At 72.2% G+C, this 23,753-nt stretch carries 16 protein-coding genes; 7 read left to right on the top strand and 9 right to left on the bottom strand.

Annotation, left to right across the window (positions count from 1 at the left end; translation table 11 throughout):
* Window positions 1–59: 59 nt before the first annotated feature.
* From FOF48_RS37640 to FOF48_RS31660, 4 genes are read right to left on the bottom strand one after another with little or no spacing between them, the layout of a single operon-like run.
* A complete protein-coding gene (locus FOF48_RS37640; protein ID WP_143907867.1) occupies window positions 60–2,936 on the bottom strand; it encodes a HEAT repeat domain-containing protein in 2,877 nt (958 codons plus the stop codon).
* Complete coding sequence (locus FOF48_RS31670) at window positions 2,929–4,143, bottom strand: VWA domain-containing protein (RefSeq protein WP_143907865.1); 1,215 nt, start codon at window positions 4,141–4,143, stop codon at window positions 2,929–2,931. The genes FOF48_RS37640 and FOF48_RS31670 overlap by 8 nt, the downstream gene beginning before the upstream one ends.
* On the bottom strand, window positions 4,140–6,443 hold the full coding sequence (locus tag FOF48_RS31665) for a DUF5682 family protein (RefSeq protein WP_143907863.1): 2,304 nt from the start codon (window positions 6,441–6,443) through the stop codon (window positions 4,140–4,142). The genes FOF48_RS31670 and FOF48_RS31665 overlap by 4 nt, the downstream gene beginning before the upstream one ends.
* A complete protein-coding gene (locus tag FOF48_RS31660; protein WP_143907861.1) occupies window positions 6,443–7,528 on the bottom strand; it encodes an AAA family ATPase in 1,086 nt (361 codons plus the stop codon). The genes FOF48_RS31665 and FOF48_RS31660 overlap by 1 nt, the downstream gene beginning before the upstream one ends.
* A gap of 272 nt (window positions 7,529–7,800) precedes the next feature.
* On the opposite strand from FOF48_RS31660, the gene FOF48_RS31655 reads away from it, so the two are divergent.
* The 3 genes from FOF48_RS31655 (at window position 7,801) to FOF48_RS31645 (ending at window position 12,156) form a co-directional block, all read left to right on the top strand.
* On the top strand, window positions 7,801–9,114 hold the full coding sequence (locus FOF48_RS31655; RefSeq protein ID WP_143907859.1) for a ferritin-like domain-containing protein: 1,314 nt from the start codon (window positions 7,801–7,803) through the stop codon (window positions 9,112–9,114).
* Window positions 9,115–9,219: 105 nt separating this feature from the next.
* Window positions 9,220–10,479: a C39 family peptidase gene (locus tag FOF48_RS31650; protein ID WP_143907857.1), complete on the top strand. Its 1,260-nt coding sequence runs from the start codon at window positions 9,220–9,222 to the stop codon at window positions 10,477–10,479.
* Between the two features lie 237 nt (window positions 10,480–10,716).
* Entirely contained in the window at window positions 10,717–12,156 is a 1,440-nt protein-coding gene (locus FOF48_RS31645; RefSeq protein WP_143907855.1) for a glutamine synthetase family protein, read from the top strand.
* A gap of 28 nt (window positions 12,157–12,184) precedes the next feature.
* Here FOF48_RS31645 and FOF48_RS31640 read toward each other — a convergent pair whose 3' ends face one another.
* A complete protein-coding gene (locus FOF48_RS31640; protein WP_143907853.1) occupies window positions 12,185–12,991 on the bottom strand; it encodes a S9 family peptidase in 807 nt (268 codons plus the stop codon).
* 131 nt (window positions 12,992–13,122) lie between these two features.
* Between FOF48_RS31640 and FOF48_RS31635 the strand changes: the two genes are divergently transcribed.
* Window positions 13,123–16,767, top strand: a complete 3,645-nt coding sequence (locus FOF48_RS31635; RefSeq protein ID WP_255442894.1) for a protein kinase — start codon at window positions 13,123–13,125, stop codon at window positions 16,765–16,767.
* Here FOF48_RS31635 and FOF48_RS31630 read toward each other — a convergent pair.
* Entirely contained in the window at window positions 16,764–17,255 is a 492-nt protein-coding gene (locus FOF48_RS31630) for a hypothetical protein (RefSeq protein WP_143907851.1), read from the bottom strand. The two genes, FOF48_RS31635 and FOF48_RS31630, sit on opposite strands and share 4 nt — an antisense overlap.
* A gap of 68 nt (window positions 17,256–17,323) precedes the next feature.
* The gene (locus tag FOF48_RS31625) at window positions 17,324–18,991 is read right to left on the bottom strand and encodes a sigma 54-interacting transcriptional regulator (RefSeq protein ID WP_143907850.1); all 1,668 of its coding nucleotides are present in this window, start codon (window positions 18,989–18,991) and stop codon (window positions 17,324–17,326) included.
* 203 nt (window positions 18,992–19,194) lie between these two features.
* Between FOF48_RS31625 and FOF48_RS31620 the strand changes: the two genes are divergently transcribed.
* Window positions 19,195–19,806, top strand: a complete 612-nt coding sequence (locus tag FOF48_RS31620) for a DUF2378 family protein (protein WP_143907848.1) — start codon at window positions 19,195–19,197, stop codon at window positions 19,804–19,806.
* A gap of 20 nt (window positions 19,807–19,826) precedes the next feature.
* The gene (locus FOF48_RS31615) at window positions 19,827–20,234 is read left to right on the top strand and encodes a TonB family protein (RefSeq protein ID WP_143907846.1); all 408 of its coding nucleotides are present in this window, start codon (window positions 19,827–19,829) and stop codon (window positions 20,232–20,234) included.
* Here the strand turns inward: FOF48_RS31615 and FOF48_RS31610 are convergent.
* Window positions 20,218–21,231 carry an NAD(P)-dependent alcohol dehydrogenase gene (locus FOF48_RS31610; protein ID WP_143907844.1) on the bottom strand — a complete coding sequence of 338 codons (1,014 nt, stop codon included), beginning with the start codon at window positions 21,229–21,231 and terminating at the stop codon, window positions 20,218–20,220. The genes FOF48_RS31615 and FOF48_RS31610 overlap by 17 nt on opposite strands.
* Before the next feature lie 172 nt (window positions 21,232–21,403).
* On the opposite strand from FOF48_RS31610, the gene FOF48_RS31605 reads away from it, so the two are divergent.
* On the top strand, window positions 21,404–22,906 hold the full coding sequence (locus FOF48_RS31605) for a S28 family serine protease (protein WP_161663524.1): 1,503 nt from the start codon (window positions 21,404–21,406) through the stop codon (window positions 22,904–22,906).
* Window positions 22,907–22,951: 45 nt separating this feature from the next.
* On the opposite strand, the gene FOF48_RS31600 is transcribed toward FOF48_RS31605, so the two are convergent.
* A complete protein-coding gene (locus tag FOF48_RS31600; RefSeq protein WP_143907840.1) occupies window positions 22,952–23,413 on the bottom strand; it encodes a DoxX family protein in 462 nt (153 codons plus the stop codon).
* Between the last annotated feature and the right edge of the window lie 340 nt (window positions 23,414–23,753).

The following is a 23,753-nucleotide window of genomic DNA, read 5'->3' as shown; positions in this document are numbered from 1 at the left end:
ACACCTGCGCGCGGGTGGAGCCCGCCGCCGCGGGCAGGGCGGCGGCGGACTCGAACGCCTCAGAGCAGCTTCTTCGCCAGCTTGGACAGGGCCTTGTCGTCCGCCACGGCGGGCAGGGCCAGGAGGCGCGCGGCCACCTGCTTTCCCACCGCCGCGTTCTGGGCCGCGACCTTCAGGTACACCGCCGCGCGGTCGACGAGGTCCGTGCTTTCGCGCGACGCCTCCACGCGCGCGAGCAGCTCCTTCGCCAGGGCGGCCGTGTTGAACTTCTCGAAGAGGCCGCGCAGCGCCTGCCGCTCCAGCACCTCCGGGCGCGTCTCCGCCAGGTTCAGCGCGGGCTGGAGGAGGGCCAGCCCCAGCGTGCGCATGGCCTCCGCGACCACGCCGGGCTTCCACCCGTCCGCGAACGCCACCAGCAGGGCCTCCGCGCCACGCACATCGCCCAGCATGCCCAGCGCGTACACCGCGTGCTTGGCCTCGGTGTCGTCGTGGCTCCGGCCCTGCACCAGTTGGACGAACCGGTCGATGACCTCCGCGTCCCCCATCCGGGCCAGCGCCTCCGCCGCCTCGCGCCGCACCTCGCGCGAAGGGTCTCCATGCAGCACCTGGCGCAGCGCGGGCATCGCCGCCGAGCCCAGCTCCGCCAGCCGCCCCACCGCCGCGCCCCGCTCCTCCTTCGTCGTCTCGGAGAGCGCGGCCTGCACCAGCGGCACCGCCCGCTCCCGGCGGCGCTTCAAGAGCTCCGCCACCGCCGCCTCGCCGGTCTCCCGGGCGTGCACGTCCTCCAGCGTCTCCTTCGCGAACAGGCGCAGGCCCGCGTCATGCCCCTTGCGCGTCATCGCGTCCAGCTCGCGCCGCGCCTGGACTCCGCCCATCGCGCCCAGCACGCGGATGGCGGTGCGGCGCACCATCCGGCTGTGGTGCTCCGCCAGCGCGTCCCGCACGGCGTCCAGCGCCGCCTCGCCCCGCGCCGCCACCGTCCGCGCCACGAAGGCGCTCGCCGCGCCGTCGCTCCAGGCGGGGTAGTAGTCCCGCGTGAGGGCGTCCGCGCCCAGGCGGGCGTAGTAGCGCGCCGCGTGCGCCGCCGACTCGTAGCGCGTCAGCTCCCCGCGCGCCCGGCGCACCATGGCCTCGCCCGGCGACAGCACCTCCTCCGACCGGTGCACGCGGATGCTCGGGTGCGTGGGCACGGACTCCAGCGCGGACGTCTCCACCTGCACCGCGCCCGACAGCCGCACCAGCGCGATGCCCAGCACCTGGTACACCTTGATGAAGTCGTCCAGCCGCTCCACCGGGTCCGGCCGCCGCGCCAGCGCGTCCAGCAGCGCCCCCGGCTTCTCCAACCCCAGCTCCTGGAGTCGGGCCACCAGCGGCTCCACCGCGCGGGGCCCCACCGCGGACAGGCCGCTCGCGAACGCATCCGCCAGCTCGTCGCGAACCTCCGCCAGCGCGATGGCCGCCCGCGACGCGCCCGCCGCTCGCGCCGCCTCCGCCCACCCGCTGCGGGGCAGCGCGTTCGGCGTGGCGGGCGCGCGGACACGGCCTCGACGCCGGGGCGACACGGGCGCGTCCTCGGAGCGGCCCAGCGGGCGCAGGTCCAGGCCCTCCGGCGTCCGCACCACCAGGGCGGTGGGGAACAGCGTGGGGAGCGCCGCCTCCAGGCCCACGTCCCCCAGCACCGCCAGCAGCTTCGCGTCCTCCAGGGCCCCGGCCAGCGGCTCCTCCAGCGAGGCATCCACGGGCAGGAAGAGCCCCCGCCCCGCGCCGTCCACGAACTGGGAGCGGGCCCCGCTGGCCAGCAGCGTCTCCACCCGCACCGCCACCGGCAGCAGGTCCGGCGCGAACACGTCCTTGCGGTGCTCCTGGAAGGCCGCCATCACCGCGCCTACGTCCGGGAGCGCGACCTCCACCAGCCGCTCCAGCGACGCGCGGTCCACCGGCGTCCCGCCTGTCCACGACTCCAGGTCCAGCCGGTGCGGCGCGAAGCCCGGGTACTGCCCGCCCACCGCGCCCTGGAGCACGAAGCCCGCGCGGCTCTTCTTGGGCTCCACCGTCTTGAGGGACGCGGGGAGGATCTGCTTCTCGCTGTAGTGGCCGCCCGACACCAGGTCCACGAAGCGGCTCTCCCGGACGAGGAACCTGTCCGGCGTGACGCGCGAGGAGAACGCGTACTCCACCAGCGTCAGCCCGGTGACGGGCGTCCGGTCCTTCTTCGTCCACGTCCTTCCAATCAGCTCCTCCACGTGGCGGGGCTCCAGCGCGTCGCCGCCCAGGTGCTTCTCCACCTTGCGCGCCGTGAGCAGCATGTCCGCCACCAGGTCCGTGTACACCGGCGCCTCGAACGTCCCCGTGCGGGCCGCCGCCGCGTCCAGCAGGCCCGCCAGCTCCACCGCCCGCGCCGACAGCCGCCGCAGGCCGTTGGCCCGCAGCGCCTCGCCCAGGGCCCGCACCTGCTCGGGACGCTCCGCGCCCAGCGACGCCACGCCCGACAGGCCCAGCTCGCGCACCAGCGTGGACACCTGCGCCACGCCCGCCTTCATCAGCTCGCCCGTCTCCGCCTTGCCCTTCTTCACGCTCTTCTTCGCGCCGCCCGTCCCCGCCGGCGCGACCGGGGCGGCCTCCGCGGTGACGAAGGCCTGCGGCGCCCGCGCCCACGCCACCAGCAGCGCCGCCGCGTGCTTGCAGAAGGGACGCGAGCGCGCCGCCATGCACGAGCACCGCCCCTTCACGTCCGAGCGCGCCTCGCCGAAGACAAGCGAGACCTTGTACGGCGTCGCCCCTGAACCCGCCGCGTCCGCGAACAGCCGGTTCTCATACCGGGACAGGTGGGTGAGCTGCTTGCCGTCGAACAGCGCCGCGCCCTTCGCCAGCTCCGTCTTGTCGCTGATGATCTCACTCAGCGCGCCCATGCCAATGATTGGCCGCACGTCAGCCATGGCGGTCCCCCTTCTCCGCTGACGCGATGAGCGGCGTCAGGTCCTGGTTGCGCATCACCCGCTCCACCACGTCCACCAGCTTCCGGGGCGTGCACCCGAAGCACGGAATCCCGAGCGCCGTCAGCTGCTCCGCCATCGCGTGGTCGTAGGAGGGCCGCCCGCTGTCCGACAGCGCCAGCAGGCACAGCACCTTGGAGCGCGAGTCCACCAGCTGCCGCAGCCGCGCCACCAACGCCTCCGCGTCGCCGCCCTCGTACAGGTCGGTGATGAGGATGAAGAGCGTCTTCTCCGGCCGGCGCACGTAGTGCTCCTGCGCATAGGCCACCGCCCGGTTGATGTCCGTGCCTCCGCCCAGCTGCGCGGAGAAGAGCACCTCCACCGGGTCCGCCAGCACGGGCGTCATGTCGACGATCTCCGTGTCGAACAGCACCAGGCTCGTGCGCAGCACGTCCAGCGACGCGAAGATGGCCGCCATCACGGAGCTGTACACCACGCTCTCCGCCATGGAGCCGGACTGGTCCACCACCAGCGTCACGTCCCACTCGTGGTGACGGCGCTGGTTGGGCCAGAAGTAGAAGCGCTCCGGGATGAGCCGCTTGCGCTCCGCGTCCCAGCCCTTGAGGTTGGAGCGGATGGTCCGCCGCCAGTCGATGTTGCGCGCGATGGGGATGGGGCTCGTCCTGTCCCTGCGCAGCGCCCCCAGCACCGCCGTGCGCAGCGGGGACTCCAGCTTCTTGCGCAGGTCCTCCACCACCTCCCGGATGATGCCGCGCGCCGCGTCCTTGGCCTGCTCCGGGATGAGCCCGCGCGCGCTCACCAGCGTCGTCACCAGCTCCAGGTTCTTGTCCAGGAAGGGCAGCGTCTCCGGCTCGAAGAGCAGCTGGGTCAGCCCCTTGCGCTCGATGGCGTCCTTCTGCACCAGCGCGATGACGTCCTCCTGGAAGAAGTCACGCAGCGCGCCCAGCCACTTGGGCAGGTAGGGCCGGGAGCCGCCGCGGCCCGCCGAGCGCTCGCCGTAGACGAAGGAGAGCGCGTCATCCAGGTCCTCCAGGCTGTCGCCCTTCAGGTCCACCGTGCCCGCCCCGGCGCCCAGCGCGCTCAGGGACGGACAGGCACCGGTCTTCTCCGCCTCCGGGCCCAGCGCCAGCCGCCAGCGCAGCAGCGCGTCGCGGTCCTTCGGGTCCAGGTCCTTGGGGTCCACGCTCATAGCAGGTCGTCCAGGTCGTCGAGCGCCTTGCTCAGGTCCGCGCTCATGTCCTTCAGCGTCGCCTTGTCCTTCTCCTCCAGCACCGCCTTCACCGCGTGGCCCTTGTCCTTCAGCTGCCGCACGCCCATCACGTTCTCCATCAGGTAGCGCCGCTCCGTGGCGCCCAGCGTGCCCAGCGCCCGGCGGAGCACGGGCAGCGTCTGCCGGAAGCGCTCCGGCTCCACGTTGACCAGGAAGTCGTCCAGCGCCTTCACCACGTCGCGGCTCTTGACCAGCACCAGCGCGTTCACCTGGAGGAAGCCCTCCAGGTACGCCGCCGCGTCCGCCGGCTCCACCGCCAGGGACAGCCGCCGCCCCACCTCCAGCGCCACGTCCGCCTCGGGCAGCTCTCGCGCCAGGTACAGGAGGCCCGTCGCCAGCCCCGACGTCGCCGGGTGCACCGCGTGGCTCTCCATCAACCCGCGCGCCTCCGCGAGCCAGCCCTCCTTGTCCGCGCGCGGCTGGGACAGCGCCACCTCATGCAGCGTGCGCAGCGCCTCCAGCACCTTCGCCACCGCGTCCGGCGCGCACGCGCTGGCCTCGCGCACGCGCAGCAGCGCCCGGCCGAAGGTCTTCTCTCCCAGCGCCGCCACGGCGTCGTCCCCCACCTCCGAGTGCGCCCGCGACGTGCCATAGGCCATCAGCCCCGACAGCGCCCGCGCCGCCGAGGCCAGCGACGGCAGGTCCGCGTCCGTGGCCGCGTGCGCGTCACACGCCTGGAGCGCCGTGGCCACCGTCTGGGGGCACCCGGTGATGACGGACTCCAGCAGCACGTCCGCGGCGTCGGCCGTCGACTTCGCCTGCGCCAGCCGCTCCTGGAGCACGCGCGTCGTCACGCCCTCCAGCGAGTCGCCCAGGACGATCTTCTCCACCAGCGCCACGTCCGTGGACGGCGTCCACTGCGCCTGCCAGGACTCGCGCACCCGCGTCAGCGCCGCGTAGCCGCCCGCATCGGACTCCGCCGCCTGCTTGCGCGAGGAGCCCGTGCCCGACAGCGACGCGTATGGGATGCCGGCGACGCGCAGCCGGTGGAGGAACACGGAGGAGCCCACCTCCACCGGGTTGTTGAGCCGGAGCGCGAACGTCTCCGGGCTGTCGGTGCGCGGCAGCCGCCGCTCGCCCACCTCGCGCCAGAACTCCGCCTGGAGCGAGTTCTGCCCGATGCGGCTCGCCACCTGCCCCACCTCGTGGCCGATGACGCTCTTCCACAGGAAGCTGTCCACGTGCGTCGCGTCGCCCCGACACAGCGTGGCCACCGTCGCCTCGCGCAGCTCATCCAGCCCCGGGGCGCTCTTCTCGCGCAGGTCCGACAGCGTCACCGCCAGCCGGTACGCCTCCAGCACGTCCGACAGCGACGCGGAGAAGCCCCGCATCCGCAGGTGACTGGCGAAGTCCAGCAGCACCTCCAGCGTGGCGCGCCGGAAGTCGCAGTGGGCCTCATGGGCCTTCTGGTAGAAGTGCGGCGCCCGGTTGCCCGCGCCGTATCCCAGCTGCTCCGCCAGGCGCGGGAAGCTGAAGGGAATCACCGTCACCGCGCAGGGCACGCCCGCCGGCAGCCGCGCCTCCAGCGCGGGCTCCACGTCGTTCGCCAGGAACGCCGCGGTGTGCGCCGCGCCCGCCACCACCGCCACCTTCTCCGGCGCCACCCCGCCCGCCACCACCTCCAGCACCTTGCGCGCCATGAAGGCGTCGCGCTGGCGGTGGTAGCCCGGCCGGGGGCCCGCGTTGACGACCTCCGCCCACGCGATCAGCATCGGGCGGAACTGCTCGGGGCTCCAGTCCGGCGCCTCGAAGGCCGCCTCCCAGAACTCCTCGAAGGAGCGGTAGCCCCGCGAGCGCGCGAAGGCATCCGTCAGCGGCACCGCGTCGTCGGGGACGGGCGCGCCTGCCTCCGCCTCCTGCTCCGCGCCGGGCGCCTGACGGTCCACCGCGAGGCTGACCCCCACCGGGATGTCGATGAACTCCACGCGCACGCCCTTCGCGCGGGCCCACTTCAGCGCCTGATACTCCGGCGAATAGGCCGCGAAGGGCCACAGGGAGGACGCCGGGGTGCCGTCCGTGCGGTAGCCCAGGATGGCCACGGGGGGCCGCGTCTGCGCGTCGCACAGCACGTCCACCATCCCCGTGGCGTCGCAGGGCCCCTCCACGAGGACGACCTCTGGCCGCACCCGCTCCAGCCACTGCTGGAGGACGGCGGTGGTGCGCGGCGAGTGGTGACGCACCGGGAAGTGCAGCACCCGGGAGAGCAGGGCGAAGTCCATCAGCCCCTCAGCAGCTTCTTGCTCGCGGAGTACAGGTCCTTCCAGGGACCGGTGCGGCTCTTGGCCACCGTCTCCATGTATTCGCGCAGCGCCTTCACGTCGTCCTCCTGCTCCTTCACCACCGCCCCCACCAGCGAGGCCGCCAGCTCCTGCGGCGTCACCGTCCCGGTGCCGAACTGCTGCGCGAGGATGGAGCTGTTGAACAGCACGCTGATGGCCTCCGCCGTGGACAGCACCGCGCCCGGGGTCCGCACCTTCGTCTTCCCGTCCTTCGTCACGCCCTTGCGCAGCTCATGGAAGAGCGTCAGCAGCACCCGCGACAGCTCCTCCGGCGGCGGCACGCCCACCTGGTAGTCCGTGCGCAGCTCCGCCTCGCGCTTGGTGACGATTTGGATCTCCTGCTCCAGGTCCTCCACCACCGGCACGGTGACGAAGTTGAAGCGGCGCTTGAGCGCGGCGCTCATCTCATTGACGCCGCGGTCGCGCGTGTTCGCGGTGGCGATGAGGTTGAAGCCCCGCTGCGCGCTCGTCACCTCCCCCAGCTCCGGCACCGACACCTGCTTCTCCGACAGGATGGAGATGAGCGAGTCCTGGATCTCCGGCGACGTGCGGGTGACCTCCTCGAAGCGGGCGAACTTGCCCGTGCGCATGGCGCGGAGGATGGGCGAGGGCACCAGCGCCTCCGGCGTGGGCCCCTGCGCGAGCAGCAGCGCGTAGTTCCAGGAGTACTTGATGTGGTCCTCGCTGGTCCCCGCGGTGCCCTGCACGACGAGCCCGGAGGTGCCGCTGACGGCCGCGGAGAGGTGCTCCGACAGCCAGCTCTTCGCGGTGCCCGGCTCGCCCACGAGCATCAACGCGCGGTCCGAGGCGAGCGTCGCGATGCAGACCTGCACGATGCCCCGGTCCCCCACGTACTTCGGCGTGATGGCCACCCCACCCACGGGCTTGGGGCTGCCCAGGATGTAGGTCTCCACCGCGCGAGGCGACAGCGCCCAACCCGGTGGGCGGGCCTTGTCATCATGCGCGGCGAGGGCGTCCAGTTCGTTCTTGTACTTCGCTTCGGCAGGCAGGCGGATGTCCGGCATGAGTCGCACGCTATCCAGGCCATCTGACATCCGGCAAACGCGCTGACTGCCTTCACGGGTCCGGCCAGGACGTGACGGTTTCCTACCCACGAACCGCGGGTACACACCCCCGCGAGCGTCCGGGCAGGAGCGTCAGGAAGTCAGCCGTCCCCCTCAGGTTTCTGACCCTCCCCCGCCCTCCGGGCGCCCCGCTCCGAGGGAGCCGACGGTGAAGGGCTCCTGGCATCCGCATTGCTCCAGGCCCCGGGCACCCTTCCGCCTGGGAGTCATCCTTGAACGTCCACCGGCTGCGGCACCTCTTCTCACGGGCGCTGCGCACGACCCTCGCCACGCCGCTGGTGCTGGCGGGCTGTGGCGGCGCGGACCTGGAGGGCTACTCGCGGATCGAGTGCGACCAGGGCCACCCCGCGCTCGGGGACCTGCGGATCTCCCCCGCGCCGGACTTCGTCCAGCTCCGCTCTCTCAATCCCTATCAAGGAGCCGCCGGGTCCAATCCCGCCTCCACCTCCGGCCGGGCCTGCGCGACAGCCATCGACGTCCCCGCCTGCGAGGCAGCCCTGGAACAGGCGAACGTGGCCTCGGGCTTCCACAGGGACTGCATCGATTCCTGCACCGAATACTTCCTGGTCACGACGTCCGGTGACGCGGTGAAGACCTACGCGACGCAGGACGCCCTCCAAGGCCTGCTGGGGACCCTCGACACCGAACAGGAGGCCGTGCTCCGGACCTTCGCGGCGGGCTACGCGCTGAGCTGCTCCACGCTGGAGCAGGGCGCGGTGAAGAAGAACGCGGATGGCAGCTTCAACGTCATCGGGAACAAGGGCTATGCCTGCGGAGCCGGCACGGCGCTGACGCAGCACGTGGTGCGGGTGTCCGCGTCGGGCGAGGTCCGGGAGCTGGAGGAGCATGTCCTGGAGAAGGGCAGTCCCAACTGCAACATCGGCCGGCGGCCCGTGGGGCTCCAGGTCGCGGACGCGTGCGGGGGCGAGGACGCGCTGGGCCGCTACTTCGCGAACGCGGCGCACCTGGAGGCGGCGTCCGTGCATGCGTTCCTGCGGCTGCGCGACGAGCTGGCCCTGCACGGCGCGGACATGGGCCTCCAGGACGCGGCGCACCGGAGCGCCATGGAGGAGGTCCAGCACGCCCAGGTCACGGACCGGCTCGCGCGGCGCTTCGGTGCCACGCCCCCGCGCCCGGTGGTGACGGAGCTGCCTCCGCGCTCCCTCGTCGACGTGGCCCTGGAGAACGCCGTGGAGGGCTGCGTGCGCGAGACGTACGGCGCGCTGCTCGCCCACCACCAGGCCCTGCACGCGCGCGACCTGGAGGTGCGCGAGGCCATGGCCCGCATCGCGGAGGACGAGACGCGGCACGCGGCCCTGTCCTGGGACATCCATCAGTGGGCCCAGCCACGCCTCTCCGACAAGGACCGCGAGGGCCTGCGCGAGGCCCAGCGGCGCGCGGTGGGGGTGTTGCGCGAGGAGGTCGCCGTGCCGCTCGACGCGAGCATCGTCACCGAGGCGGGCATGCCCACCCCCGAGGCCGCCCTGGCCCTGCTGGACACCCTGGAGCAGGAGCTCTGGGCCTGAGCGACGTCCCTCGACAGCCCTCGGAAAGCAACCCCTGTCGTCCAACCGGACTTTCAAGGAATCCAATCTTGTAGGCCCCTGCGAGCGTTTGAGAGAATCGGGCGCGTGAACGCCCGCGCCCGCGTCCTCTCCGCTGTCCTGCTCGCCTCGTGCGTCTGGGCGTGCGCCTCCTCGCCCCCGTCGCCTCCCGTGGACACACCCACGGAGGCGGGCTCCCCGGCGCGGCTCTGGCAACGGACCGCGATGACCGGCGACCTCGCGCGCTTCACCCGCGACGGCACCCGCGTCTCCGCCGACGGCGCGCTGGAGCTGGACCCCGGCACCGCGAAGCGGGGCACGGATCCGTTCCCCGCCGGCGGCTGGACGGACGGCGGCAGCTTCTACAACGGCGGCGCGTTCCACGTCGGCACCGCGACCTCGGAGCTCCAGTCCGTCCCCGGCGGCTTCGACAGCGTGGTGCCCTCGTTCGACGCCCAGACGCCTCCCGGCACCTGGGTGAAGCTCACCGTCGCCGCCCGCATCGAGGGCACCTGGACGAAGGACTACGAGCTGGGCATCTGGGCCTTCGACACCGCCACCGTCGCGCGCCACAGCGTGGACGGCCAGGGCGACGGCGACGGCAACGTCCTCACCGACACGCTCAACCTGAAGCGCCGCGCGGACGCCCTGCGCGTCACCGTGTCCCTCTTCTCCGAGCGCCCCGGCGTGAGCCCCCGCGTCCGCGCGCTCGCCGCCGCCCTCACCGACACGCGCCTGACGCCCCAGGACGCCACCGCGGACCGCACCGCGTGGGGCACCGTGCTGGACGTGCCCGGTTACTCGCAGATGGTCTACCCCGACGGCGGCGAGGTCTGGTGCTCCCCCACGTCCACCACCATGCTGCTCGGGTACTGGGGCCGGAAGCTCCACCGCGCGGACCTGGAACACCCCGTCCCCACCGCCGCCGCCCACACCTATGACTGGGTCTACAAGGGCACCGGCAACTGGAGCTTCAACACCGCCTACGCCGCCCACATGGCGGACGGCGCGCTGCACGGGCTCGTCGCCCGCTTCGACTCCTTCGCCCCCGTGGAGCGCCTCATCGCCGCCGGCATCCCCGTCAGCATCAGCATCGCCTACGAACCCGGGGAGCTCCCCGGCGGCGCCGCCCGCCGCACCGACGGCCACCTCATCGTCGTGAAGGGCTTCACCGCCACCGGCGACGTCGTCGTCAATGATCCTGCTTTCTCCTCCAACGAAACCACCGGCGCCACGTACCCGCGCGCCGAGCTGTGGCGCGCATGGCAGCACTCCCGAGGGGCCGCCTACGTGCTCTGGCCCGCCGGCACCGCCCTCCCCGCCCAGGGGCTCACGCCGCTGCCCTAGCTCCGTCCAGAGGCGGACATGCGGACGACGCAACGCGGCGCGGAGTGTCCACTGGCCCGGACCTCGGGCGCCCCGTCCCTTGACGTGGGGCCGTCCGTGGGCGACCCGACAAGGCCTTTAGCCTTCAGTTCACCGAAATTAGGCTTGATTTCAACGCGCGGAATGTAAATACCTGCGCGCATGGATTTCGTTGTCCCCACCGGGCTTCCGGCAGGGGACACGCCTGGAGGCAGGACCATGGAGCAGAAGCCGCTGCGGGACTTCCTGGAGATTCCCTACGACGAGTTGGAGGAGCTCAACCTCAAGGTGAAGGAGCAGCGCCTGCGGCGCGAGTCTCCGGACAAGATTCGCGAGGAGCGGATCAAGTACCTGACGGACGAGAAGCGCATCAAGGCCATCACCGTGTGCTTCACCGACCTGGAAGGTCGGCTGCACATGCTGGACTACGACAAGAAGTTCCTGCTCAAGAGCGCGGACAACCTCACGTTCGACGGCTCCTCCATCCGCGGCTTCTCCGCGCAGGCGGAGAGCGACCTGCGCCTGAACGTGGACTGGAGCGCGTTCTACTGGCTGCCCTCCGACATCTTTGGCCCCGGCAAGGTGCTGGCCTTCTGTGAGGTGCTGGAGCGCGACGGCACGCCGTACCACTCGGACATGCGCGGCCAGCTCAAGCGGGCCACCGAGGCGCTGTTCCAGAAGGACGGCACCGTGTTCCACGCGGCGCCCGAAATCGAGGGCTTCCTCTTCAAGAGCCGTGACGCCGAGCGCCACTACCACGAAGAGGGCAAGTTCGAGTTCATCTCCATCGGCGGCTACTACCACGCGCTGCCGGGCGACGGGCTGCGCACCTTCATCGACAAGGCCGCGGAAGCGCAGCGCGCCATGGGCTTCCAGAACGAGAAGGACCACCCGGAGGTCGCGCCCTCCCAGTTCGAGATGAACTTCTCGTACAGCGAGGCGCTCATCGCCGCGGATCAGATCCAGCTCTACAAGCTGCTCTGCCGCCAGGTGGCCGCGCAGCAGGGGCTGACGGCCAGCTTCCTGCCCAAGCCCGTCACGGGCGTGAATGGCAATGGCATGCACATCAACATGTCGCTGTCGAAGAACAACAAGAACCTGTTCTACGACAAGGGCGGGCAGGACAACCTGTCGGGGATGGGCTGGGAGTTCATCGACCGCCTCCTGAACAACGCCAACGACATCTGCCTGGTCCTCAACTCCAGCGTGAACTCCTACCGCCGGTTGGATCCGCACTACGAGGCGCCCAATCAGATCAAGGCCTCCGCGAACAACCGCGGCGCCATGGTGCGCATCCCGTTTGGCAACGAGCGCAGCGCGCGCATCGAGTGCCGTTCGGTGGCCCCGGACGCGAACCCTTACATGGTGCTCTTCACGCTCCTGAAGACCGGCCTGGAGGGCCCCGCGCCGCAGGAGGACGCGGAGACCAAGCGCAGCCGCACCCGCTTCCTGCCGGACAACATCTACGACGCGATCCGCTTCTTCAAGGGCAGCCAGTTCATCGCCCAGACGCTGGGTGAGCAGGTGCAGGGCAAGTACGCGGAGCTGAAGGTGGGCTCCGCGGACCGGTGCCCCAAGCAGCTGGGCACGCGCGTGAAGGAGGCGGAGATCCAGTTCCACCATGAGGTGACGAACCAGTACCTCTGGAACCTCTTCTAGAGCACCCGCGGCGCCGCGGGCCCCGCGCTCAGCGCAGGGTCCGCACCGCCTGCACCACGCGGGGCCACTCCTTCGAGCGCGGGTCGATGAGCTCGTAGTGGCCCGCGCCCTTCAGCGGCACGAGGTGCACGGGGTCCTTCTGCTGGAGCCCGCGGGCGTGGAAGGCCTCGCTGATCTGAAGGGGCACGGTGTCGTCCTCGGTGCCGTGCACCAGGACCTGGGGCAGCTTCAGCGGTTGGAGCGCGGAGGGCGACGCGACGGCGTAGCGCTCCGGCACCTGCTCCGGCGTGCCCCCCATGAAGGTCTTCACGATGCCCTGGCCCAGGTCCAGCGCCGCGCCCCGCGCCAGGTCCAGCACCCCGGCCAGGGACACCACGCCCTTCAGCTTCAGGGGCGCGTCGCGGTAGAGGGGCTGCCTCGCCGTCAGCTGGTGCCGCGCGGCCAGCCACATCGCCAGGTGCCCGCCCGCGGAGTGGCCCATCGCCACCACGCGCGTCAGGTCCAGCCCCAGCGACGGCGCGGCGTCCATCAGGTGATCCGCCGCGGAGGCGACATCCTCCAGCGTGCCGGGAAAGCCGCCGCCGTCATGGCCCACGCGCCGGTACTCCACGCTCCACGTCGCGAAGCCGCGCTTCGTCAGGTCCGCGCACAGGTGGCCCGCGTGCTCCAGGCCGTACTCCGCGCGCCAGAAGCCGCCGTGGACGAAGAGCACCACCGGGTGCGGGCCCTTGCCCTTCGGCCGGCGCAGCTCCGTGAACTGCTGCGGCGCTTCGCCATAGGCGATGCGCGCATCGGGCGGCGGCGGCGGCGTTTCCAGGACCCACGTGGAGCTCATGCGCGCATCTTGGGAACAGGCGGCGGGGCGCCGCAAGCCGCGCCGCGACGGACGCAGGGGGACCCGCCGTTGGCGTGAGTGCGTGGCGGGCGGAGCCTCCGCTACGCTGCCCGCGATGGGAGCATCCCTGCGTGCTTGAGTCGAACGAAGCGGAGCTGCGGCTGGCCCTGGCCGAGGGCCTGCTCTCCCGCGAAGAGGTGGACGCCCTGCGTGAGGAGGCCGCGCGGCACGGCGCCTCTCCGCTCGAGCTGCTCGTGAAGCGGGGGCGGCTCACGCCCGGCTCGCTCACGTCGCTGCGCAAGGAGCTGGAAGCAGGGACCGAGACGCCGCCTCCCGCGAGCCCTCCCTTCAACGGTGAACGCCCGCACGACGGCTCGCGGCCCTCACTCCCCCCGGACAGCGGCGAAGGCCCGCACGACCGGGCCCAGCCCGCCACTCCCGGCGCCGCACCCTCTCCAGGCGAGGCTGGACCTCCACACGACAACGCGCCACGGCCCGCCACTTCGGAGGACACGCTCCCTCCGGGCGGTGCGCCTCCCCCGGGTGGAGACGGGCCCGCGTTCCCGCTGCCACACTGGGAGCGCTACCAGCCCCTGCGCTTCCTCGGGCAGGGCGGCATGGGCCGCGTCTTCCTGGCGCGAGACCCGCGGCTGCACCGCGACGTGGCGCTGAAGTTCGTGCGTGACGAGGACCCGGAGCTGTCGCGCCGCTTCATCTCCGAGGCCCGCGCCCAGGCCCGCGTCGACCACGCGCGCGTCTGCCGCGTGTACGAGGTCGGCGAGGTCCAGGGGCGCGCGTACATCGCCATGCAATACGTCGCGGGAGCGCCGCTGCACACCCTGGCCGGCGCCCTGTCCGTGGAGCAGAAGGCGCTCGTGCTGCGCGACGCCACGCTGGGCGTGCACGCCGCCCACCTCGCGGGACTCATTCACCGGGACCTCAAGCCCTCCAACATCCTGGTCGAACGCGCCGAGGACGGCGCCCTCCACCCATACGTGATGGACTTCGGCCTCGCTCGCGACTGGACCGGCGGCGATGGCGCCACCGCCACCGGAACCGTGCTGGGCACGCCCCAGTACATGGCGCCGGAGCAGGCCCGGGGCGAGGTCGCCCGCCTGGACCGCCGCGCGGACGTCTACAGCCTGGGCGCCACCCTCTATCACCTGCTCACCGGCCAACCTCCTGTCACTGGCGCCAATGGATTGGAGTTGCTCGGCCGCATCTCCACCCAGGAGCCCCGCCGTCCTCGCGACCTGGACCCGACCCTCCCCGCGGACCTGGAGGCCATCGTCCTCAAGTGCCTGGAGAAGGACCGCTCGCGGCGCTACGGGTCCGCGCGGGCGCTGGCGGACGACCTCACGCGCTTCCTCGACGGCGGCCGGGTCCTCGCGCGCACCGGCCCGGCGTACCGCGTCCGCAAGTGGGTGACCCGCCACCGGGTCGCCGTCCTGGTCGCGGGCGTCGCCGGACTCGCGGTGGCGGGCACGGTGGGCCAGGGCGTGATGGCGCGGCGGGAGGTCTCGCGCCGCGAGGCCCTGACCCGGCGCTTCACCGAAGGCGTGGAGCGCATCGAGGCCCAGGCCCGCTACTCCGGTCAGGCCCCCCTGCACGACACGCGGAGGGACCGCGAGGCGATGCGCGCCCGCATGCGCGACATCGAAGCCTCCATGCGCGAAGCGGGCCCCGTGGCGGCGGGCCCGGGCCACTACGCCCTGGGCCGCGGGTTCCTGGCCCTGGGTGACGCGGAGGCCGCGCGCACGCACCTGGAGGCGGCCTGGGCCACCGGGTTCCACGAACCTCGCGTGGCGTATGCGCTCGCGCGGGTGTTGGGCCGCCGCTACCAGCACGAGCGCCTGGAGGCGGACCGGATCCCGGATGCCACCCAGCGCGCGGCGAAACAGAGAGAGGCCCAGGTCCACTCTCGCGACCCGGCGCTGGACTTCCTGAAGCGGAGCCAGGGCGCGGAGCTGCCCGCGCCCGAGTACGCCGAAGCCCTGCGCGCCTTCCACGAGGACCGCTTCGAGGAGGCGCTGAAGGCGCTGGACGCGCTGGGCTCGCGGCTGCCGTGGTTCCACGAAGCGCCCCAGCTCCGGGGCGACATCCTGCTCGCCCGCGCCGTGCGCCACGCCCTGGCGAGCGAGCGCGACGCGGCCCGGGACGACCTGGAGGCCGGGCGCCGGGCCTACGACGCGGCGGCGAACATCGGCCGCAGCGTGTCCGCCGTCCACCGGGCCCGCGCGGAGCTGGAGCAAGAGGCCCTGCTGCTGGAGGTGTCCGGACAGGGCGACGTGCTGCCCGCGTACACGCGGGGCATGGAGGCCGTGGAGCGCGCGCGGACGGCGGCCCCCGACGAGGCAGACACCTGGGTGCTGGAGGCCCGGCTCCACCGGCGCCTCGCCCAGGTGCGCGTCAGCGGCGGTGGCGAGGTGGAGCCCCTGCTGCTGCGCACGCTCGACGCGGCGAAGGAGGCGCTGAGGCTCGCGCCGGACAGCGTGGACGCACGCCACGCGCTGGCCATGGGCTGGTGGCAGTGGGCCCGCTACCGGCAGGACCGGAACGAGGACGCACGCGAACAGCTCCAGGCCGCCGTGGCCGGCTTCGAGTCCATCCCAGAGTCCGCGCGCGACTACGACTTCCACCTGGACCTGGGCCTCGTCTTCAAGGTGTGGGCGGACTCCGAGGACGGACGCGGCGGGGACTCGCTGCCCTTCCGAGCGAAGGCCATCGAGGCCTACCAGCGGGCGCTGGCCCTGGAGTCGAAGCGGCCGGACGCGTGGATCAACCTGGGCACCGCGTACGTGAACCGCGCCAACCACCCGAAGGCCCCGTCCCCGGACCGCGACCTGGAAGAGGCACGAACAGCCCTGGAGCGCGCCAGCGCCCTGGACCCGGGCCACGTCGTGCCGTGGTTCTACCTGGGCGAGGTCCACCGCACGCTCGCCCTGCGCCAGCGCGACCACGGCGGCGACGCGGGGCCGGGGCTCGCCCGCGCGCTGGAGTGCTATCGCCAGGGCGTCGCCATCAACCCGCGCCTGCCTCCGCTCTTGAATGGCGTGGGCACCGTGCTGCTCGACCAGGCGCGCGAGGCGTGGGACCGGGGCGACGCGCCAACGCCCCTGCTGGACGAGGCGGAGCGCGCCTTCACGCAGGCCATCGCCGCGGCCCCCTCCGTGGGCTTCGCGCACAACAACCTGGGCGAGGTGCGCATGTGGCGCGCGACCTGGACGCTGCTGAGCGGCCAGGACCCCACCGCGAGCGCGACGCAGGCCCAGGCCGCGCTCCAGCAGGCCACGGCCCTGCTGCCCGGGCTCGCGCAGCCGTGGGCCAACCTGGGACAGGTGCACCAGACGGTGGCCGCCTTCGCGCTGAAGCAGGGGAGAGATCCACGGGCCGCGCTCGCCCAGGCCACGCAGGCGCTGGAGCGCGGGCTGAAGCTCAACCCGTCGCTCGCGCAGGCGTGGCGATGGAAGGCGGAGACCCAGGCGCTGGAGGCACGCGGGAGGGCCCTGCATGGCGAGGCGCCCGACGACGCCTCCTTCGAGGCCGCCGCCCGGAGCTTCCAACAGGCCGTGGACCTGGAGCCCGCGAACCTGGACTCGCGGCTGGCCTACGGCGCCTTCCTGCGCGAGTGGGGCGCGAGGAAGGCCTCGCGCGCCCACCTCCAGCGGGGCCTGACGCTGACCGAGGCCGTGCTCACCGCGCGGCCGGGATGGAAGGACGCGAACCGCCTGCGAGACGACCTGCGCCAGGCCCTCGCCCGGATGCCGTCGGACTAGTCCTCGCCGCGGCCCGTGACCTCGAGCGTGCCGTTGATGGTCTCGGTGATGCCCTGGGGCTGGGTGCACTTCGAGCAGTCGCTCGTCGCGCACGACCACAGCGAGTGCTGCCCTTGCGCGTCCTTGTTGCGCAGCGTCCACGAGGCGCTCTGGCAGGCGGGCACCGGCAACGGATTCACCGCGCCTTCCTTGAAGAGCGACGCGTCCGACACACCGATGCAGCGGTCCTGCTGCACCTGGGACACGAACACCACCGTCTGGCCGGGCTCCACCTTCACCGTCTTGGAGCTGAAGTGCACCTTGCCGTCGGAGTCCGCGGTGATGTCCACCACCACATCGGCCGTGCCCGCGTCCGGGCTCGACGCGCAGGGCTGCACCGGCTCGGCCTCGCTCCGCGCGGTGTCGGACGAGGAACGGGACACGGACGCACAGGCCCCGAGCAGGGCTCCAGCCAGGCACAGCGAGAAGAGGACGCGGTTACGCGACATGAGACGTCTCCAGGAAGAGTTGAACCACCGCCTAAGCAGGCAGCGTGCCACGCGTCACGCGCGTCCGCTCAAGGTCCCTTCGCGCTCAGCCCCAGCTCCTTCAGCCTCCGCCCCAGCGCGCGCTTCGACACCTCCAGCGTGCGCACCATCGCGTCCAGGTCGCCGCCACACGCCTCGAAGCAGCGGGCAATCTCCTCCGCGTCCAGGTCGCCCGCGGTGCGCAGGTTCGGGCTCTTGTCGATGAGGTCGTAGACCGACGGCCGCGGAATCCCCAGCGCGTCCGCCGCCGCCTTCAGGTCCCACGCGCTCGCCCTCAGCGCGGCCAGCAGCTCCGCCTCTGTCACCTGCGAGGGCTTGCGACGGGGCACGCCCGGCTCACGGGCCTCGGGAGCCTTCGCGGCATCGCCGGGCATCCCCCGCGCGTCCGGCGCCGGCCCGGTGGTGGCCTCCCCCCGCGCGCCCGGGGTCGTCGGCACGGGCACGTCCGGTCCCCCGAGCGCTTCATCCAGCTGCGGGTCCGCCTGCAACAGCGCCTGCCCCCGACCGCCGATGACCAGCTGGCGCGTCAGGTTCCGAAGCTGCCGGATGTTGCCCGGCCACGCCGCCCGCACCAGCCGCGACGCCAGCGGCGCGGGCAGCCAGGGCTCCGCGTGCGGATCCTCCGTGTCCAGCCGGCCCACGTCCCCCAGCGCCGCCAGCTCCTCGCGCGCGAAGTGGAAGAACAACCGGCCCAGGTCCTCGCGCCGCTCGCGCAGGGAGGGCACGCGCAGCTCGTAGCCCGCGAGCCGATGGAGCAGCGGCGCCTTGAAGCGCCCATCGCGGATCTGCGCCTCCAGGTGCGCGTCCGTGGCGGCGATGAGCCGCACATCCACCGCCACCGGCTGGCTGGCGCCCACGGGGTACAGCTCCCCCGTCTCCAACACGCGCAGGAGCATCACCTGCACCTCGGCGGGAGCCTCGCCCACCTCATCCAGGAACAAGGTGCCGCCGTGCGCGGCGCGGAAGAAGCCCTCGCGGTCCCGCGTCGCCCCCGAGTACGCCCCCTTGTGCGAACCGAACAGCTCCGCCGCCGCCAGCTCCTTGGGGATGGCCCCCAGGTTGACGCTGACGAAGCGCCCGGCCCGGCGCGACCCGAGCCGGTGGATGGCCTGCGCGACCAGCTCCTTGCCCGTGCCCGTCTCGCCCCGGATGAGCACGGACACGTCCAGGTCCGCCACCCGCTCGATGTGCCGGCGCAGCCGCCGCAGGCCCGCGCTCTCCCCCACCATGCCCAGCGTGTCCCCAACGCCCTCGCCGTCCAGCTCCACCTGATGCAACAGCAGCACCACGCGCCCCGCCAGCTCCAGCGCCACGCCTTCCGCCACCTCAGCGGGCCCGAAGTCCCGCGTCCCCTGAAGCAGCGCGCCCGCGACGACCACGTGCGTGCCGTCCTCCGGCACCCGCAGCCGCACGCCTCCATCAGGCAAGGCGGAGAGCTCCAGCGGCTTGCGGCTCACGAAGGGGTCCGCCAGCGGCAGCCCCAACGCGCTGCCCGGCTTCGCGAAGTCCGGTCCGTTGCGAGACAGGGCCACCGTGCGCCCCGCCGCCACCGCGTCGAGCACGCTCCGCTCTCCCACGCGCCGGGGCACCGGATGGGACACCACCGTCAGCGCGGGGATGGCACGGGGAGCGCTCCGGGGACCTCCGCGCTCCTGCATCGCGGCCGTGGAGACATCGGCGAAAGGGTCGTGCGGCATGCGACCGCCACCCTACCGCCAAGCCCTCGCCACACGGGTGCGCCGCGCCCCCGCGGCTCCCATCCCCGCACCCCTTCGACACGTCGACCGACCCGTCGAACCTCCTGCCGCACCGCGTTTTCAAACAATCCCCGTAAAGTTCTCGAATTCTGGGAACCTACCGGGTTGAGACAGCCCCGCTCACACGGGTAGCGTGGGAAGGCATGCCGACTCTCGAACGCCTTGTCTTCCAGCAGAGCTTCGAAGGGCTGATTCGGGCCCTGGGTGACCGCCTGGACGAACCGTGCGCGCGGCAGCTGCGCGAGGCAGGCATCGACCCGCGCGGGAAGCTGGCGGTCGCCTATCCCCTGGAGGTCTGGGTGGAGTCGCTGAAGCTGGCGGCGTCGGTGCTGGCACCGACGGCCTCGCTGGACGACGGCGCGGAGGTGGTGGGTCGGCGCTTCCTGGAGGGCTACGGGGCCACGCTGATTGGCAGCGCGCTGCTGGCGGGCGTGCGGCTGTTGGGCCCGCACCGGATGCTGGAGCGGATGACGCGCAACCTGCGCACGGGCACCAACTACCTGGAGGCGCGGCTGGAGCAGACGGGGCCCACGCGCTACGTGCTCACGTGCCGGCCGGTGGTCATCTCGGGCTTCTACCGGGGCCTGTTCGCCGCGGGCCTGGAGATGAGCGGCGCGCGCGGCGCGTCCGTCGTGCTGATGCGCAGCGCGGGCGACGCGGCGGTGTATGACCTGTCCTGGCTCCCGGAGCGCGCCGCCGGAAAGCCCCCGGAGACGAAGGCGGCCGCGCCCAAGGGCCCCGAGCCGCGGACCTGAGCGGGCCCTATATTCGGCCCATGCTCCGCATCCCGACCCCCGCCGCGGTGGTGCTCACGCTCGCCCTGGCCTCCGGGGCGCTGGCCGCCGCGAACGGCAGCCCCCAGCTCCAGACCTACTTCCAGGGCTCGCTGGACAGCCCCACCTACCAGCAGCAGACCTTCCAGCGCGTCGCGAAGGCCTGGAAGCAGCCGGGCCCCAAGGGGACCCCGGCGCTGGGGAAGAAGACCATCGTCCAGGCCATCCTCGACAAGGACGGCAAGCTGCTCTCCACCGCCATCCTCACGGAGTCCGGCTCCAAGGCGTGGGACGCCGCCGCGCTCGCGGCGGTGAAGAAGGCGGCGCCGTTCCCTCCGCTGCCGAAGAGCGCCACGGCGCCCACGATGGAGGCGCACTTCCACTTCGCGTGGGTCAGCCCACCCGGATGACAATCTTTCCGAAGTGCGCGCCCTGCTTCATGTGTTCAAAGGCGGCGCGCGCCTCCGCGAAGGGAAACACGCGGTCCACGACCGGGTGGATGTCATTGAGCGCGAACGCGCGGGTCAGGGCCTCGAAGGACTCGCGGTGGCCCACGAGGACGCCCTGCACGCGCAGGTTCTGCATCAGGATGGGGATGAGTGACACCGTGCCCGCGCCGCCGGAGAGCACGCCGATGACGGACACGGTGCCGCCCACGCGCACCGCCTTGAGCGAGCGCTCGAAGGTGCCCGCGCCGCCCACCTCCACCACGTGGTCCACGCCCACGCCCCCGGTCAGCGTGCGCACCGCCTTCTCCCAGTCCGGCGTGGTGCGGTAGTTGATGCCCTCCTGCGCGCCCAGCTTCAAGGCGCGCTCCAGCTTGTCGTCGCGGCTGGAGGTGACGATGACGCGCGCGCCGAACAGCCGGGCGATCTGCAGCGCGAAGATGGACACGCCGCCCGTGCCCTGGACCAGCACCGTGTCGCCCGCCTTGAGCCCGCCCTGCGTGACGAGCGCGCTCCACGCCGTCACCGCCGCGCAGGGGAGCGTGGCCGCCTCTTCGTCGGACAGGTACGCGGGCGTGGGCACCACGCCGTCCTCGTGCAGCAGCACCGTGTCCGCGAGCGCGCCATCCAGCGGGCCGCCCAGCGTCGTCCCCACGATGGCCTTCGTCGGCTCGCCGGCCTGCCACGCCTGCGCGAACAGCGTCATCACCCGGTCGCCGGGCTTCACCCGGGTGACGCCCGGGCCCACCGCGTCCACCACGCCCGCCCCGTCCGAGTTGGGCACGAGCGGCAGCTTCTGGCGCGGGTTGTAGCGGCCCTCCACCATCATCAGGTCGCGCGAGTTGAGGCTCGTGGCCTTCACCCGCACGCGCACCTGGAAGGGGCCGGGCGTGGGGTCCGGCCGCTCCGCGCGCGTGAGGTTCTCCAGGCCGAAGGCACCGCGAATCTCATAGACGTTCATGGCCCGCGACCTTAAGGCCGCGCCGGTGCCCGGAACAGAGGCTCCGCGTGGCGCCCCCCAACAATACACGCCACGGCGCAAGGAGTGTCTGCGATCACCTGCCAAGTCCTTTCATGGGAAACGCGGACCCGGCATCTTCGCCTGGCCACTCCACCCGGGAGGACCCACACAGATGAAACGATTCCCGCGACGTCCCTCGCTGCTCGCCCTCGCGCTCGCCCTGGGACTCCAGGCCTGCGGCGGCCCCGAGGCCGCCCCCGAAGCCGCCGTCCCGAACGCCGTGGAAGAATCCCAGACACGGGTGCGCGCGCAGGACGCGGCGCCGGACATCCTGACGCAATTGCAAGCCATCCCGGGCCTCGCGGTGCTGGAGGCCGCGTCTCCGGCGCCGGGCGTTCGCTTCTTCCTGATGAGCTATGACCAGCCAGCGGACCACTGGCATCCCAACGGCGCGCGCTTCCTGCAGCGGATGACGCTCCTCTACCGGAGCGCGGAAGCGCCCATGGTCCTGGCCAGCACGGGCTACGGCATCAGCCCGTTCTTCTCCCAGTACGAGCCCACCCGGCTGCTCGGGGGCAACCAGCTGCTGATGGGGCACCGCTTCTTCGAGCCCTCGGGTCCGACCCCCGCGGACTGGAAGCTGCTCTCCATCGAGCAGGCCGCGGCGGACCATCACCGCGTCGTCCAGGCGTTCAAGCCCCTCTTTCCCGGTAAGTGGATCAGCACCGGCGGCAGCAAGGGTGGCATGGCGTCCGTGTATCACCGGGCGTTCTACCCGAACGACGTGGACGCCACGGTGGCCTACGTGGCGCCGAACAGCTACGGCACGAAGGACCCGCGCTACGTGCGGTTCCTCGCGAAGCTGGGCACCCCGGAGTGCCGGGAGAAGATTCGCGTCTTCCAGCGCGAGACGCTGGAGCGGCGCGCGGAGGTGGAGCCCCGCTTCGTGGAGACCACCCAGGCGCAGGGGCTGACGTACAACATGCTCGGCGTGGACAAGGCGCTGGAGTTCACCGTCCTCGAGTTCGCCTTCGCGTTCTGGCAGTACGGCGACGCCTCGCTGTGCGATGCCATCCCCGCGCGGGGCGGCCCCGCCCAGGACATCGTGGACTTCCTGGACTGGGTGGTGGGCCTCTCGTACATGAGCGACTCCGACTCGGAGTACTACGCGCCCTATGCCTTCCAGGCGGCCACGCAGTTGGGCAGTTATGACTCCGAGGAGCGCCACCTGCGCGGCGTGCAGCGCTACCCGGGCCAGTACGTCCCGTCCGCGCTCGTGCCGTTCGACATGACGCCGTACCGGTTCAACCCCTTCGCCATGCCCCTCATCGAAGGCTGGGTGAAGGCGTTCGGACAGCGCATGCTGTTCATCTACGGGGAGAACGACCCCTGGTCCACGGGCGCCTTCTCCGTGCGCGCCAGCAATGACTCGTACCGGTTCTACGTGCCGGGCGGGAATCACGGCTCGGGCATCAGCCAGCTTCCCAGCGCGGAGCGCGCCGTGGCGTTGGCGCGGCTGCGCGACTGGGCGGGCCTGCCCCCCGCGAGCGCCGCCGCGATGGAGCAGCGGTCGCTGGCGGTGAGCTCCGGCGAGGAGCTCGTCACCACGGGCGCGGTGGATCGCCGCCGCGGCCCGCCCGCGACTGACGTATCAGGCGCGTTCGGTCGTCCATGAAGCCGGCGGCGAGGGGCGGCGACAGGTCGCCCTTCGCCATCGGCCTCACGCGCCGGGGCTGACCCGCATGGCGAGCATCGGGCGGTACACCGCCCGGTAGGACCAGGCCAGGAAGAGCTCGCTCGCCAGGAGGACCACCGCCAGGCCCAGGCCCGCCGGCGCCAGGAACGCGTGGGTCAGGAAGATGTTCACGATGACGGGCGCGATGAGCGCCAGCGCCAGCGGGACGAAGCGGTTGGTCAGGAGCAGCGCGCCCACCACCGTCTCCGTGCCCTTCACCAGCCAGAACAGGAAGCCCGTCGCCTTCATCGCGATGCCGAAGGCCACCGCCGGATCCGCCGGATCCATGGGCGGCTGCGGGATGAACTCCAGGAAGCCGTTCAGGCCGAAGACGAAGAAGATGAGCCCCATGAAGACGCGGGCCACCGTCGGCAGGTGGCGGGTCAGCGACTTCTTCTTCGGGGAAGCCTCCGTCGCGGAGGAGGAGGCAGGAAGGGGGGTGTCCATGGGATGCTCCAGGAAGGGGGCGTGCTGCGTTCGGAGGAAGTGCGCGGGCTTCTATCCCCACGTCGAATGAGAAGCACCCCAATCGACACCCTCCTCGCGTTTCCCCTCCAGGCATATCCACACAGGGTCCCACATGGGCCTCACGCCTGGAGGTGCGACCGCGCCCGCGCCTCCGCCCGCAGCCGCACCAATCACCCGATACGCGGCGCCGCGGAAGAACAGCCCCAACAAGCCCGCGAGGACACCGCTCCCCCCTCGTCGATGGCGACCGCGAGCCCGTCCTACAGCGAGCGGGTCTCGTAGCTGGAGGGGGCATCGATGTGGAAGGCGAGGTCCACGT

The organism is Corallococcus sp. Z5C101001 (assembly GCF_007352635.1).
Classification (GTDB): Bacteria; Myxococcota; Myxococcia; order Myxococcales; family Myxococcaceae; genus Corallococcus; species Corallococcus silvisoli.
The sequence above is the reverse complement of the archived record's forward strand: the minus strand, read 5'-3'. Positions and strand labels throughout refer to the sequence as shown.